This window comes from Ruegeria sp. SCSIO 43209 (assembly GCF_019904295.1).
Lineage (GTDB): Bacteria > Pseudomonadota > Alphaproteobacteria > Rhodobacterales > Rhodobacteraceae > Ruegeria.
The window spans coordinates 61660-76458 of record NZ_CP065364.1 but is presented as its reverse complement, the minus strand read 5'-3'; the positions used below and the strand labels follow the sequence as shown (position 1 = coordinate 76458).

The following is a 14799-nucleotide window of genomic DNA, read 5'->3' as shown; positions in this document are numbered from 1 at the left end:
CTGTATTGCAGTGTTCGCCTCCAGGAGCTCTTTGGACCAGCTGTATTAGAGGCTCTGTGCAATGCTTTCACAGCGGCAGAACTCGGCATGCTATCCTCACCCTTCCGGCCATCCGGAAAGGCCTGATCTTTTCTTCTGCGGAATACTGTTTGCGGGTCGCACGGCGAATGTCCTTTACGACCTTCTCACCGTGGCTCAGCTTGGTTCCGGGTTGCTTTCTCATCTCCACTCCTTGGCGGTTACGATGAGCCAGAAACCCTCTCTAATCAAATCACCTTCAACTGTCCCATTGGTGCTGACGTCAGACATGGCCCATCGGAAACACTCTGTTTCGAATAACCCTACCCATTTAATCCGAGCTCCAAGTGCTTTATCTTAAACGTGTCAAAAGGGCCGTTATAGTCCGTTGGACGAGAATATTGTATGCATTGGGCTCGAACCGGAATATCGTGCCCGGCCAACGGACCAGAATATTTGGATCAGTATCTTGAAAGCGGATCTTTATCTCCAACATTTCCAGTTTCGGGAGCGTCCGTTTGCGCTGCCACCAGATCCGGATTTCATGTTCTGGTCCAAAGGCCACAAGCGTGCGTTCTCGGTGCTGGAATACGGATTGGTGACGCGCGCACCGATTACTTTGCTGACAGGTGAGGTTGGCGCGGGAAAGACCACGTCGCTTTATGCGCTGCTGGAGCGCATCGACAATGATGTGGTGGTGGGGCTCATCTCCAATGGGCAGGGCGGGCGCGGCGAGCTTTTACGCTGGGTGCTCAACGCCTTTGACTTGCCGTACGACACTAATGCCGACTATGTGGAGCTTTACCAACAATTTGTCGATTTCCTGCTGGGGCAATATGCAGATGGTCGATCGGTCCTGTTGATCCTTGATGAAGCGCAAAACCTTTCCGAAGAGACATTGGAGGAGTTGCGCATGCTCACCAATGTCAATTCCAGCAAAGACGAATTGTTGCAACTGATCCTGATTGGCCAGCCGGAACTGCGTGACATGATTTCGCAGCCAGAGTTCAGCCAATTCGCACAGCGCGTCTCTGTCAGCTATCATCTGGGGGCCATGGATGCAGTATCCAGCTGTGACTACATCATTTCCCGCCTTCGGCATGTCGGGGGCAGCGGCCAGGAGTTCACTGAAGCCGCTCTGAACAAGATTTATGACTATAGCGGTGGGGTGCCGCGGATGATCAACAAGATTTGCGATTTGGCGCTGGTCTATGCTGCCAGCGCTGATCAGGCGCGTGTCGATGAGGCAACGATCGAGGAATTGATCGCCGATGGCGTGATCCTGAAGACAGTAGCTGCGCCTGTGTCATTGGCGGATCATTACGTCTTGACTGGAAAATCTGCCAAATGAACCTGCCATTTCGATTTTACTGGTCTCTCTTCAAGCGGCGCCTGCCGGTCATGATGGCGCTGTTTCTGATCTGCTCCGGGCTTGGGGTTGTCACAGCCTTGCAATTGCCGCCGACATACATGTCCTCAGCACGATTGCAGGTGGATCCGCCGCAAATCCCCGATGAAATGGTGGTATCTACGATCCGAACCGAAGTGGCCGAGCAGTTGCAGTTGATAGAAGAACAGCTGATGACACGGGCCAATCTCATTGATATCGCCCAGAGACATCAGGTCTTCGAAGGCATGGCTGCAATGACGCCCGACCGGATTGTGCAGGCGATGCGGGACAGTACCAGAATCCTTCGCAGTGGTGGGCGCGGTCAAGCCTCCCTGATGGCCATCCAATTTGATGCCAGAGACGCCCAAATCGCGGCAGATGTCGTTAATGATTATGTGACCCTTGTGCTGGAGGCGAATAGTTCTTTCCGACGCGAGCGGACAGAAAACACTTTGTCTTTCTTTGAACAGGAGGCCGCGCGGCTTGCTGGAGAAATAGAAGAAGAATCCAGTCGGATCATCGCCTTCAAGAATGAAAATGTCGACGCTCTTCCAGAAGATCTCAGCTATCGGCAAGATCGCCAATCCACATTGCAGGAGAGGCTTGGTCGGCTTGAGCAGGACCGGGCTTCCATTGTTAGTCAGCGAAGTGAGATGATCGCCGTTTTTGAAGCAACCGGGCGGCTTGGTTCCGATACGCGACGAGAACTTTCGCCAGAAGAGCAGCGCCTGCAGCAACTCGAGCTTCAACTGGCGGAGGATTTGACCGTTTATTCCGATTCCAATCCGCGGGTTGTTCAACTGCGCAGACAGATTGAGCAGTTAGAACTCGCAATCTCCGGAGGGGATCCCGGGGATTGGCAGGAGGGGACGGAGGCAGAGCCGACGTTTCTCGACATCACACTGGCAGAAATGGATTCACGCATCGAAGAGATCGATCTGGAGATTGTGCGCGTGAACGAAGAATTGGAGCGACTAAGTCGCGCAATTGCCGCCACGGCCACCAATTCGATTACGCTGGAGCGTCTCGAACAAGATCTCGAAAGCGCCCGAACCCGCTACAACTCAGTGTTGGGCAATCTTAACCAAGCTCGCATGGCAGAGCGAATAGAAATCAATGCGCAAGGCGAGCGTATTAGCCTCATCGAAGGCGCCAGCGTACCGCAGGAACCGTCTGGGCCGGCACGCAAAAAAATCGCGGTGATGGGAGGCGCTGTTGGTGGCGCATTGGCGCTGGCATATTTCATGCTTCTTGAACTGCTCAATCAGCGGGTGCGCCATCCTGCAGAGTTGCAGTCCCGGTTTGAAATCGTGCCCATTGGCGTCATCCCCTATCTGGAAAGCCGGGGAGAGAAATGGCGGCGGCGCCTGCTTAGGCTGAGTGCTTTGGCTATTGTGATAGTAGCTGTGCCAGCGGCGCTTTATTACGTACATACTGAATATGTGCCGCTCGAGATATTGGTGAACCGGGTTCTGGTCCAGATGGGCCTGGCTTGAAAGACGCCACGGTTAGAAGGGTAAAGCTGGATGGAAAAATTGCAGGCCGCTCTCGCGAAGGCGCGCGCCGCACGCCATGAGGCTACCGAGACCGTACGCCCAGGTCCCGTTCTGCGAGATCAACACGTGCGCAAGCCTTCCAAATCTAATACGACAGAAACCATCTGGGAGGCATTGCCCCGCTTTGACCTGTCGCCTGCGGTGCTGCGACAGCACCGGATCATCGCGGGCGAGGCAAACAGTGATGCCACCCCTTTTGACCTTCTACGCACCAAGATTATTCTTCAGATGGAGCAAAACGGCTGGTCGCGTCTGGCGATCACTTCGCCGGAACCATCTTGTGGCAAGACCACGTTGGCCTGCAATCTTGCACTGGGTCTGGGACGGCATACAAGTTCGCGCACAATGTTGTTTGATCTCGATCTTGGCTCACCCTCGGTGCATGAGTTTTTCGATCTCAAGATGCGCTATGGTCTGCCGGAAGTGCTCACGGATATGATCGCCTTTGAAAAACAGGCGGTGCGGGTGACAGACAATGTGGCTGTGTCGATTTCACCTCATCCCGAAAAAGACCCCACGCGTTTTCTGATGATGGACCGCACAGCTGAGTTTCTCGATGACATCCAACGCGACTATGCTCCCGACATCATGATCTTCGATCTACCCTCAGCCCTTTCTTCTGACAAAGCTTTGGCGTTCCTCAAAAATGTCGATTGCGCTTTGATCGTGGCACGGGCGGAATATACCAAGTTCAAAAAGCTTGATCGGACTGAAATCGAGGTTGCCGCCAATACCAATGTCTTGGGAGTGGCATTAAATGGCTGCCGCCGTGGCACACTCTCTGACAGCGATCTGAGCTGATGTTTGGCAGAGGCAGGGTTTGACAGGAACAGTGAAGCCCTGAAGGCAAACGCTCCTACATAGAGCAGTTTAACATACAAAAGACTGCAGAACCGAATAGGCGACCATGATTAGGACCAAATCTATGCCTCCCCGAATCTTGAGGCGACTGCTTCTGACATTCATGCTTTGCTTGGGCCTGACGGCCTGTAAGTCCGTTGAAGAGCGCGCCGAAGCCTATTTCGCCTCAGCCCAAGAACTAATCGAAGAAGGGGATCTCGACCGGGCGGCGGTCGAGTTACGCAATGTCTTTGAACTGATGCCCAACCATGTCGCAGCGCGCGAAACCATGGCAGCTTTGATGCTGCAGAAAGACGACAAGGAGGCCGCCTATGGCCAGTATCTGCGGCTGGTCGAACAGGTGCCTGATCATGTCGAAGGGCGCACGGTACTGGCAGAGATTGCATTTGCGGCACGCAACTGGGAAGAGTTCTCCCGCCATGCAACCGAGGTGATTGCTCTCGCGCCTGACGCGCCGCGCACTGAGATGATCGCGCTGGCCTTGCAATATGAGCAAGCGTTGGAGGCGCGCGATGGTCCAGCACGAGATGCCGTGCGCGATCAGGCTGCGGGTCTGGCACAAGAGGCCCCGGATAATGACATCCTGCAGTTGATCCTCTTTGACGCCTATGTCCGCGACGGGGCCATCGATCAGGCCTTGGTACAGCTGGAGAGAATGATCGCCAAGCAGCCGGACAATCGCGATCTCTATACGCAAAAACTTGTCCTGCTCGAACGGCAAGGCGACTTCACAGCACTTGAAACACAGCTACGCGACATAGTCATCCGGTTTGCCGAGGATGATGAACCTAAGACCCAACTCATTCAGTTCCTGCTGGCCCGGGGCGAGCCTGACAAGGTGGAAGCCTTTCTCCGCGAGGTGTCGGATCCGGCGGCAGAAGACCCTACGCTTTTCATCGATCTAGTGCGTTTCATAAACCAGAGACAGGGGCCAGACGCCGCACGCGCCGAGCTGCGCGCTGCATTGGAGGTCGCAGCGGACCCAGAACGGATACAGATCATTCTTGCGGCCATCGATTTCGAAAACGGCGCAAGAAGACACGGCGATCGAAACGCTGCAAACAATGCTGGAAGGCACCGAAGAAGACTCCGACACAGCCAACCGCATCCGCATCACACTGGCCCGGATGTTGCTTCAGACCGGCAACGAGACCCGCGCGCGCCAACTGGTGGCAGACACGCTCGAAGCAGACAGCGACAGTGTCGAAGCGCTCAAGATGCAGGCGGCCTGGATGATCCAGGACGACAAAGCGGACGAGGCCATCGCCACGCTGCGTCTAGCCCTTGATACGGCGCCCGATGATGTCGCCGCCATGGACCTGATATCCCAGGCCTATGCGCGCGCTGGCAATCACGAACTGTCCCGCGATTTCCTTGCGCTGGCGGTGGATGCCTCCGACAATGCGCCTGAACCGTCTTTGCGCTATGCCCGGGTTCTGGCAAGTGACGAACGCTATATCGCGGCGGAAGAGGTTTTGATCCCGGCCCTGCGTCGGGCACCGAACAATGCGGATATTCTGGTGCTTCTGGGCGAAGTCTATCTGGCTGCGGAAGATTACGCGCGCGCTGACAGCGTGATCGCGCGCCTGCGCCGCATCAGCACAGAGCGGACCCTTGCAGTGGCGGATGCGCTTCAGGCCCGGCTTCTGGGCAGCCGCGAAGGCGTCGAACAGGCGCTTGGATATCTGCGCGAACTCGCGGAGCGGGAAGACGCCAGCCTCAACACTCAGATTGCGCTTCTGCGCGCACGCCTCAGCAGCGGGCAAACAGAGGCAGCCCTGAGACAGGCTGAGGCGCTTGTCGCGGAATATCCTGACAATGCAGCCCTGCGTTTCATTCTGGCCACCTCACATGCCGCCAATGGCGCACTGGATGTGGCGGAAAATCAGATTCAGATCCTGGTGGAAGAAGATCCCAGACGGGGTCGGGCTTGGGTCCAACTCTATCGCCTCCAGCGCCTTCAGGGAAAAGACGACAGCGCCTCACAGACCCTGCGTGACGGGCGCACCGCTCTGCCCTACAACCGCGAACTTCTTTGGGCGCAAGCCGGGGAATTGGAAGCGGCTGGCGATATTGACGGCGCCATTGCCAATTATGAGCTGCTTTATGAGCGCAATTCCAACGACCTTGTTGCCGCCAACAATCTCGCCAGCCTGCTGACAAACCACAAGACAGATGACGCCGGCCTTGAACGCGCCTGGGCTGTAGCCCGGCGCCTGAACGGCACAGATGTGCCCGCCTTTCAGGACACTTATGGCTGGCTTGTCTTTCGCCGCGGTGAGGCGGAAGAGGCCCTGCCCTATCTCGAAAGCGCCGCCGCAGAATTATCGCAGGATCCAATCGTTCAATTCCACCTCGGCCAGACTTACGCCGCTTTGGAGCGCGATGAGGACGCCATCGCACAGTACCGCCGGGTACTGGAGTTTGCGGGGGAAGACGACCCCCGCCCGCAGATAGCCATCGCCCGCGACGAGATCACGCGGCTGGAAGCACTCCCACCTGCGGAGGAATAGTCTGGCCCGCGCCGCTTTCAGTTTTGGGGCACCCCGCTTGGTGGATAAGATGTGACCACTTCCCAAACGGTCTCCTGCATCAACCTCGCCGCTTCGGGACCTGGGTCAGCAGCCGGACTACCATCAGCCAGTTGCAATTGGTGAGGCAAGCCAACGGGCGAGCGCCCATAAAGTACAGCGTAGTGAGTGAGCGCCACGAGATAGCCACCGTATTCACTGAAGTGGATGTTGTCATGGAACAGATCGTTGCGATCACGGATGGGCCCAACCCCGCCAGCAGCCTCAACCTTGCGCACAAAAGCTGCCATGACCTGCCCGGCTGGGATGACATAGATCGGCTTGTCGACTTCTTCATAGGCCAGCGTGCGTTTGAGAATCTCGCCTTCCCAATAAAGACTCAAATCCCGGTCGAGCCGTGTGAGCCAACCCTCCGGATCATCCAATGGATGCCAGGTTTCATAAAGGTAAACACGTGTCTCTGGATTGCCCTCCCAAGCGGCGACGGCCCAGTTGCGCAGATATTCATGCGGCGCGAAATACTTGATCATATCCTTGATCTCGACCGCTTCGGTCAACACCACCGCGTCATAGTCGCCTGACGCCATGGCTTCCTTTGCATCCCGAAAGGCGGGAGGACCGTTAGACTCTTCAAACCCATTGATCACCACATCTGGCTCCCAATGCGCACGTAGCGGCGTCCCCCAACCAAGCTGACTGTTGAAACTGTGTCCCTCGCTGCCGCCCTGTTCCGCCAATTGCTGCAACATCCCCGGCATGTATGGTCCCACGAGACTGTGCCCCAGATGATAGACATTGAGTGGGCCCTCGGGTGCCGATGCAGGCCTATCGTAGATCATGCTGAATTGCGCTTCGTCCACCGGATCAGGCGTGCTGCAGCGGTTGACCAGGCCGCAAGCGGATAGAAAAAGTAGCAATAGTGGCGTGAGTTTTCGTTTGATGCGATGTAAAATCATGTTCGTATTCGTGTGCGTGTTTAATGGTAAAATGAACCCTATTGGATATGTGCAGCGGTAATTAGTTCATTGCAAGGTATACATTCTGGAATCGATTTCATAACGGGATACACAGATCTTCATGACCAACTCGGGCAAGCTACTAATTTATGCGCCAGTACCATTAGTGCAAACCGATTCCGGACTGTATCTTGAGGATCAAGCTTGCAATGGGCTGAGGCTCTGGGCGGAACATTTTGATGAATTGATTACGATGCACCCCGTCTCTCATACAAAGTTGCCAGACGCTTGGGTGCCAATCAATAACGTTGGGCCAAACTTGGATCGCATTCGTATCTTGCCTCTGCCAACGGCCTATCGTCCTGATCAGTTTTTTCGCCACTATCGAGCCACCCGGAATCTAATACGCGCGGAGATCGACAAAGCTGACTACGTAGCCTTCTCCATCGGTGGCCTTACTGGAGATTGGGGATCGGTTGGGGCTTGGCAGGCCCATATGGCGGGTCGACCCTTTGCGATCTGGACCGACCGGGTGGAATCTGAGGTAACCCGCCGCACAGCGTCTAGTAACCCGCTCTGGCATCGCCGGATCAGAGCGCGGTTAGAACATCGGCCCATGTGGGAATGGGAAAAATTTATCATCCGACGCGCGGCTCTGGGCCTGTTTCACGGCAAGGAAACCTATGAGACCTATGCCCCCTATTGCCGCCAACCACAACTCGTGCACGACATCCACATCAAGGCCTCGGAACATCTCCCTCCCGAAGCTCTGAAGGCTAAGGTTGTCGCTGCGAACAATGGGCCCCTGAAGATCGTCTATACAGGAAGGGCGAGCGCGATGAAGGGTCCGCAAGACTGGGTGGAGGTTCTTGAGACACTTGCCAAGCGACAAGTGGATTTCCAAGCCACATGGCTGGGTGATGGACCGGATCTAGCAGACATGAGGGCGCGCGTCGCCAACGCAGGCCTTGAGAGCCACGTCACCTTCACAGGTTTCGTGAATGACCGCGCTGCGGTTTTCGACCACTTGCGACAGGCCCATATTTTCCTTTTCTGCCACAAGACGCCGGAATCCCCGCGATGCCTAATCGAAGCGCTGGTCTCTGGCACGCCGATCGTCGGCTATAGCAGCGCCTATCCCGAGGATCTGATTTCGACTCATGGTGGAGGACAACTCGTTTCACTGAACAATGTCGCTGCCCTGAGTGAAACAGTGCAGTCGATTGCTGGAGATCGGTTACTCCTCGGAGACATGATGGCCCGAGCCTTGCGGGATGGAGAGGGTTATACCGACGATGCGGTCTTCCAGCACCGCTGCGAGATCATTAAGAAGTATCTTTAAACAACGGGTTGCCCGGGAAGGTCGTCTTGTGGTGACCTTCCCCCGCAGCCCGGGTCAATGGGTAGCTTCACCGGGTTTGTGCGACAAAGCCACGAACATGTTTCATGCAAACATATCATAAGGGTTCGATATGAAGTATCTTTTATTCAATACGTTGATGAGTATGAAGAAGCCATTTTCCGATGCGGCTCGCGAACGTCGCCAAGCTCAGTTTTTGAAGCGTATGAAAATTAAAGGCGGCGAACGCATCATCGACTTAGGGGGAACGGTAGAATTTTGGAGAGGTTTCCCTGTCCCTCTGAAACTGACAATCGTAAATCTGCCAGATCCTGAGAAGACGGTTGATGCAAGTCACGAGTTGCATGAGATTGAAATTTTGGACGGAGACGCATGTGACGTAAACTTTGCCAATGACTTGTCTTATGACATAGTTTTTTCCAATAGTGTGATTGAGCATGTTGGTGCGATCGACAAGCGTAGAGCGATGGCTGAAGAGGTCTTGAGACTGGCGCCAAGCTACTGGGTTCAAACTCCTTCTATTTGGTTTCCAATTGAAGCTCATTGCAACATGCCGTTTTGGTGGGCCTATCCTGAGTGGTTAAAACGCCGATTAATTTCTCGTTGGTATAAGAAATTGCCTGCTTGGACGGACATGGTGGCCGGGACAACTGTCTTACTGAGAGCTGAAATTTTGTCTTTGTTCCCTAATTGCATACTGTGGACGGAATGGAAGTTTGGGTTCCCCAAGAGTTACGTGGCCTACAAACCTCCGTCTAACAGCAAGGGCCGGGTTTCAGAGCAGATGTAGGCGCCGAAAGCCAGTCCATTCATTGCAGCCTAGCTTGAGCTCGTACCGAGACGGAACTCAAATGGTGAAAAACGCGCTTTGGGTTAGAGTTGTGCTGGGGAAAAAGCCCGTTCGCTTAGTCGTAGTCGCCTTGGCAATCAAAATTGCTCGAACCGTTTGGGCTATATTGGCGCACGGGCGAACTTATCATCCATATCGTTCAGAATCGAACTAAATCCAGAAATTTAGAATGACAAAATAGGATTTGAGACGATGCGTCCAAAACCCGGAACATCCCTCGTTGTTCATTTCACTCCGGGGTGCGTCAAGAGTTTAGACCCAGTTTATCCCGCCGGTGCAAACCGAGGCAATGGCGGTTCAATCGCCATCAGCGCATCCAGCAGCCTTTCTTCCGCTGCTGCATCACTTTCACCTGGTCTAATCGGCGTGCTCAACCGGATGAGTGCCCCATCTGTCCGCCCTTCTCGGATGCCGTCCACCATCAGCCAGAACTTTGCTGCTAGATCCCATGCTACCTTTCGGCCTTTTTGGTCGAACCAGTAGAAAACCATCATCCGCGCCTCGCCGTGCTGAACGATTGCGCGGTTGATCATGAAGGGCGTCGCGCTGCCGACTTCTGCAGCGATGTCGGTTCGTTCTAGCCAGGCGATCTCCCAGCCGCTACCGGGCAGGCATATCTCAGGCGAATGAACGCCACCCCGACCCTGATCCGCATACCAGGCCATGAAAAGTCCGACCTCAGCGCCATCCGCTCGGGTCATATTGACCTGGCGGTAGTCGTCGGCGCCAAGCGTCTCCTCCACAACTGGGTCAAGCCGCTGATGGGGGGTTGTGCGCCAGTCGCCGAGGGTTCGGGGAAAAAGTGCAAAGCGTTCACGGGCCACTTCGATCTGGCCGCGTTCGGGGATCATCTGCCATGTTGCGACGGCCCCGACGGCCAGAATGGCGGCCGTGATTAGTGCGGCTGAAGGCTGAACCAAACGTATGCGTTTGGCTTGAGTCCAAAGCCCGTCCGTTTCCAGATCCAGAGCTTCGGTAAGGCTCATCTTCACGGGGTTAAAGAACAGCATGATCCGGGCAAGAACAAACAGAAGCAACACACAGGCAACAAAGATCACCCATCCTTCGAAGAAATGGGTAAACCCGTCCAACCAGTCGAGCCCGTAGTAGTTGACGACGGTTCCCGCGATGGCGATGCGGACCGAGTTCATGATGACGGTGATCGGCGCGGCCGCGATCAACAGTATAGCTTTGTGCCACATCGGGCCCTTGTAAAGGATGGCAAAGATGTAGCTGAAGCTGAGGATCGGAAAGAGGTATCTGAGCCCAGAGCAGGCCTCGGCCACATGCAGTTTGGTGACGCCCAAATCAATGATGTTGCCGTCAAGAAAGACCGGTACGGACAGAAGCCCTAGCATCCATACGCCCAATTCGGATGAGATCAGTTGCAGCCAGGTAGACATCTTGTAATAGAGCGTGTCGGGCAGCGGTAGCATGTAGACAAGATGCAGTACCGGCGGCCAGAAGTGTTTTCCGGTGGACCAGCCAAAGCTGATCAAAAGAATGCCGCCGACCCAAAGGATCAGCGCATAGGCGGCCATGTCGTCGATATTAGCCAGCCGTGCCAACGCACCAAAAACGAGTGCCAATGCCACGACTGCCACTCCGACCCAACGATCACCAATGGGTCCGGGCCGTTCGGGGTAGTCTTTGAGTTGGCGGAGGAAAAGAAGCCCGGACAGAACCGGGATCAACGGAGCGTGTGAGTACTCTGGCAGGCCCCAGGCAATGCGCAGCGCATCAAGTCCTGGTGATAGAAATATGAACGCCCCCACCGTCGCCACCAAAAGCCATAAAAGGCCCAAGTGCAGGCTTTTACCTACACGGTGGTTCAGAACGGTTTGGGCTGCGGATTCAGTCATGAGGATCTGTTTATCTGGTCGGGCCGGGTTGCCGTATCTTGCGGAAGCTATGTCATCCTAAGCGTAGTCATTAAAGCTTTTCAAACGCCCACCAGACAAAATCATGTCATAGATCTTCATCGTCTAGGCGGCTTTTGTGTTAGAAGTACATAGATTGACAGCATAGCCTTCGCGGCGGTGGAGAAATGTTTCAATGGCCTTGAGCTTGGTTCGAGGCTACGATTTACTCAGCACATGGCGAAATTTGTTCCTCATTGCCGGAGAGGTCACCATTGCGCGCGAGTATTTGTATCCGACCGCCGGTAATGAAGGCCATATAAAGTTACAGTCTCCTGCAAGGATCAGAACACGGGGGCGAGATATAAAAGATTTAATAAACCTATATACCTCACACATTATGGATAGGCCGGACAAAACGCTGAAAGATTTTGCAAACTGCCTGATTGTTTATGACTGACCGCACCTATGTCCTGATCTCTCCATGCCGGAACGAAGCGGCCTATATGCGGCGCACGCTCGACAGTGTGGTGGCGCAAACCGAGACGCCGTCGCTCTGGGTGATCGTCGATGACGGCTCAACCGATGGGTCGATGGATATTCTTACCGAATATGCCGCAAAGCATGACTGGATACGCATCGTCTCCGCGTCCGACCGCGGGCATCGGGCCGTTGGTCCTGGTGTGATTGACGCGTTTTATGCAGGGTTAGACACTGTTTCGCTGGAAAATTATGCCTATCTTTGCAAGCTCGACGTCGATCTGGACCTGCCGCCGCGCTATTTCGAATTGCTGATCGAACGGATGGAGACTGACCCGCGGCTCGGCACCTGTTCGGGCAAGCCCTATATTCGTCAGGATGGCAAGCTGATCTCGGAGCGCCGTGGTGACGAGATGAGTGTCGGTATGACCAAGTTCTACCGCCGTGAATGCTTCTCCGATATCGGCGGCTTCGTACGCGAGGTCATGTGGGACGCCATCGACTGTCATAAGGCGCGCCAGTTGGGTTGGATTGCGCGTTCGTGGGATGACCCCGACCTGAGGTTTGAACATCTGAGGCCCATGGGGTCGAGCCAAACCTCAATCTATACCGGTCGCCGCCGCCACGGGTTCGGGCAGTATTTCATGGGGTCCGACCCGCTTTTCTTTTTGGCGACGGCAATCTTTCGGATGACCGACAGGCCATATGTGCTGGGCGGGTTAGCCACAGTGCGGGGTTATCTGGGGGCCTGGTTTCGGGGGGAAAAGCAGCTCGATGACCCCGAGCTGCGCGCTTTCATTCGGGCCTATCAGCGTCGGGCGTTGTTCAAAGGCAAAGCTCGGGCGATTGCAGAGCAGGAGGCCGCAAAAGCCCGGGCGTGGTCGCTCAGCTCAACTTAGTCCGCATACATCTCCAGCCAGCTCTGGAACATCAGCACATTCCACAGCTGATGACCCCAATTGTGGGTCCCAGCTTGGTGTTGGGACCAAAGCTGCCCGACCAGGACGGGGTCCAGGTATCCTTCTCGGGCCAAGCGCTCGGGGGCCAGCAGGGCAGCGGCCCAGTCCTTGAGCCCTCCGCGCAACCATAGGCCGATGGGAACTTCGAAACCCATCTTCGGGCGCTCGATCAATTCTCGGGGGACGTATCGGTGGAGCACCTGTCTGAGCAGCCATTTCGATTGGCCGCCGCGGACCTTCATGTGAAGGGGCAGCCCCCAGGCAAACTCGGCCACTCGATGATCGAGCAGGGGCGCGCGGCTTTCCAGTGCCACAGCCATGGTCGCCCGATCGACCTTGGTCAGGATGTCGTCAGGCATATAGGCCAACATATCCAACTGCATCATCCGTTCGATCACACCCAGATCGCCACGCGGAGGGAGATGATCAGCCAGGATCGAAGGCGGGTTGGAACCGCCAATGACTGCGGCCTCTGGGAAGCGCCAAACCGATACCATCTTGCGGTGCAGTTCATCTACGTTGTGGCTCGCGGCATAATTGGCCAAGCGATGCAGACGCTGACCGTTGGGTTCCTTGCCTTGCGGAGTTGCGCGGATGGGCTCGATCAACTGGTTCAGAAGCGTTGCGGGGAGAGCGCGAACGGCCCCCGCCCCAAGACGACGTAATTGGGAGGGCATCAATGCCAGCTTTCCGAGCAGCGCCGCGCCTTGCTGATAGCGGTCGTAACCGCCGAAAAGCTCATCTCCACCGTCGCCAGAAAGCGCCACCGTAACGTGTTGGCGCGCCAGTTCGGCAATTAGGAACGTCGGAATTTGAGAACTGTCGGCGAAAGGTTCGTCATAGATAGTAGGCAATCGAGGGATCACGTCGCGCAGGTCTGTGTCGCCTACATAAAGTTCTGTGTGGTGCGTGCCTAGATGTTTCGCCACATCGGCGGCGAATACGGCCTCATTATAGCGGGCTTCGTGGAAACCGATGGAAAAGGTATGTACCGGCTTGTTTGATAGGTGCTGCATCAGCGCCACGATGGTCGAACTGTCGATGCCGCCCGACAAGAAGGCTCCAAGCGGCACGTCTGACATCATCTCGTTGCCGACAGCATCCAGCAGGAGTGCTTCAAGCTGGTTGATGGCCTCAGCATCAGTTGGCACCGGGCCGCGGGGAGCGGCAGCAATGGCACCCCCGTTCCAGTAAAACTTGCGGGCGAAGCCGGGGGCTGTCAGCGAGACTTCGGCCATCTCGCCCGGACGCAGCTTCATCAGCCCTTCATAGATCGTCAGGTCTTCGGGGACATGACCGTGGCGCAGCATCGCCACCAGCGCGTCGCGGCGCACTTCGGCGCGGAACGCGGGATGCGTGCGCAGTGCTTTGAGTTCTGACCCGAAGAGGAATAGTGCGTCTTTTCCAGTGCCCTGCCAGCCATAGTAAAGCGGTTTTTCCCCCAAACGGTCGCGCGCCAGCAGAAGCTTCCTCTCCTCGCGGTCCCACAGCGCGATGGCAAACATGCCTTGGGTACGCCGGATCGTTTCTTCGAACCCCCAGACCTCGAAGCCACGCAGCATGACTTCGGTATCGGATGTACCGCGCCATTCCGGCGCCTTACCTGTGTCTTCCAATTCGGTTCGCAGGGCTCGGTGGTTGTAGATCTCGCCATTGTAGACCAGTTGGTAACGCCCGGTTGACGACACCATCGGTTGGTGTCCCGCAGGTGACAGATCGACGATGGCCAGTCGCAGATGGCCCAGGGCAACGCCTACCTCCTCATCGACCCAATGGCCCTGGCTGTCAGGACCGCGATGAGCAATGGCACTCATCATCGCCTGAACGCAGGTCGGAGCGTCCTGTACCTGAGGGCGACCCGGAGGCCAGAGAAAACCGGTGATACCGCACATAACGTGGTCTTAATACCTTAACAAATTTCCCTAGTCTTAATGCCGGGGCGGAGAACATGAGGCAAGCGTACAGTCTCTTGCGCGGAC

The 14799-nt window shown here is 55.8% G+C and carries 10 protein-coding genes and 2 pseudogenes; 8 read left to right on the top strand and 4 right to left on the bottom strand.

Annotation, left to right across the window (positions count from 1 at the left end):
* Positions 1–48: 48 nt before the first annotated feature.
* Positions 49–223 (bottom strand): annotated as a pseudogene (locus tag I5192_RS22695) (IS3 family transposase); the annotation flags it as partial.
* 264 nt (positions 224–487) lie between these two features.
* Here I5192_RS22695 and I5192_RS22325 point away from each other — a divergent pair.
* From I5192_RS22325 to I5192_RS22310, 5 genes and pseudogenes are all read left to right on the top strand, one after another.
* A complete protein-coding gene (locus I5192_RS22325) occupies positions 488–1369 on the top strand; it encodes an ExeA family protein (RefSeq protein ID WP_170567779.1) in 882 nt (293 codons plus the stop codon).
* The gene (locus I5192_RS22320; protein WP_170399527.1) at positions 1366–2904 is read left to right on the top strand and encodes a chain length-determining protein; all 1539 of its coding nucleotides are present in this window, start codon (positions 1366–1368) and stop codon (positions 2902–2904) included. The genes I5192_RS22325 and I5192_RS22320 overlap by 4 nt, the downstream gene beginning before the upstream one ends.
* A 30-nt stretch (positions 2905–2934) precedes the next feature.
* Positions 2935–3765, top strand: a complete 831-nt coding sequence (locus I5192_RS22315; protein ID WP_170399530.1) for a CpsD/CapB family tyrosine-protein kinase — start codon at positions 2935–2937, stop codon at positions 3763–3765.
* A 106-nt stretch (positions 3766–3871) separates the two neighbouring features.
* Positions 3872–4165 (top strand): annotated as a pseudogene (locus I5192_RS22690) (tetratricopeptide repeat protein); the annotation flags it as partial.
* Positions 4166–4889: 724 nt separating this feature from the next.
* The gene (locus I5192_RS22310) at positions 4890–6338 is read left to right on the top strand and encodes a tetratricopeptide repeat protein (RefSeq protein WP_255612275.1); all 1449 of its coding nucleotides are present in this window, start codon (positions 4890–4892) and stop codon (positions 6336–6338) included.
* Positions 6339–6355: 17 nt separating this feature from the next.
* On the opposite strand, the gene I5192_RS22305 is transcribed toward I5192_RS22310, so the two are convergent.
* Positions 6356–7195, bottom strand: coding sequence for a hypothetical protein (locus I5192_RS22305; RefSeq protein WP_255612274.1), 840 nt, complete (start codon positions 7193–7195; stop codon positions 6356–6358).
* A gap of 436 nt (positions 7196–7631) precedes the next feature.
* On the opposite strand from I5192_RS22305, the gene I5192_RS22300 reads away from it, so the two are divergent.
* Together I5192_RS22300 and I5192_RS22295 are read left to right on the top strand one after the other, a co-directional pair.
* Positions 7632–8654 (top strand): glycosyltransferase, encoded by a 1023-nt coding sequence (locus tag I5192_RS22300; protein WP_255612273.1) that lies wholly within the window; start codon positions 7632–7634, stop codon positions 8652–8654.
* Between the two features lie 130 nt (positions 8655–8784).
* Positions 8785–9462 (top strand): class I SAM-dependent methyltransferase, encoded by a 678-nt coding sequence (locus tag I5192_RS22295; protein ID WP_170399542.1) that lies wholly within the window; start codon positions 8785–8787, stop codon positions 9460–9462.
* 323 nt (positions 9463–9785) lie between these two features.
* On the opposite strand, the gene xrtD is transcribed toward I5192_RS22295, so the two are convergent.
* The gene (xrtD, locus tag I5192_RS22290) at positions 9786–11384 is read right to left on the bottom strand and encodes a VPLPA-CTERM-specific exosortase XrtD (RefSeq protein WP_170567787.1); all 1599 of its coding nucleotides are present in this window, start codon (positions 11382–11384) and stop codon (positions 9786–9788) included.
* A gap of 449 nt (positions 11385–11833) precedes the next feature.
* Between xrtD and I5192_RS22285 the strand changes: the two genes are divergently transcribed.
* On the top strand, positions 11834–12760 hold the full coding sequence (locus tag I5192_RS22285; RefSeq protein ID WP_223118726.1) for a glycosyltransferase family 2 protein: 927 nt from the start codon (positions 11834–11836) through the stop codon (positions 12758–12760).
* Here I5192_RS22285 and asnB read toward each other — a convergent pair.
* Positions 12757–14712, bottom strand: coding sequence for an asparagine synthase (glutamine-hydrolyzing) (asnB, locus tag I5192_RS22280; RefSeq protein ID WP_170567791.1), 1956 nt, complete (start codon positions 14710–14712; stop codon positions 12757–12759). The two genes, I5192_RS22285 and asnB, sit on opposite strands and share 4 nt — an antisense overlap.
* Positions 14713–14799: the final 87 nt, after the last annotated feature.

Bases quoted from the DNA above. Each gene is read 5' to 3' on its own strand.
- asnB (WP_170567791.1), bottom strand. From the start codon at position 14,712: ATGTGCGGTATCACCGGTTTTCTCTGGCCTCCGGGTCGCCCTCAGGTA.
- I5192_RS22310 (WP_255612275.1), top strand. From the start codon at position 4,890: ATGCTGGAAGGCACCGAAGAAGACTCCGACACAGCCAACCGCATCCGC.
- I5192_RS22320 (WP_170399527.1), top strand. From the start codon at position 1,366: ATGAACCTGCCATTTCGATTTTACTGGTCTCTCTTCAAGCGGCGCCTG.
- I5192_RS22295 (WP_170399542.1), top strand. From the start codon at position 8,785: ATGAAGTATCTTTTATTCAATACGTTGATGAGTATGAAGAAGCCATTT.
- I5192_RS22315 (WP_170399530.1), top strand. From the start codon at position 2,935: ATGGAAAAATTGCAGGCCGCTCTCGCGAAGGCGCGCGCCGCACGCCAT.
- I5192_RS22285 (WP_223118726.1), top strand. From the start codon at position 11,834: ATGACTGACCGCACCTATGTCCTGATCTCTCCATGCCGGAACGAAGCG.
- I5192_RS22305 (WP_255612274.1), bottom strand. From the start codon at position 7,195: ATGATCTACGATAGGCCTGCATCGGCACCCGAGGGCCCACTCAATGTC.
- xrtD (WP_170567787.1), bottom strand. From the start codon at position 11,384: ATGACTGAATCCGCAGCCCAAACCGTTCTGAACCACCGTGTAGGTAAA.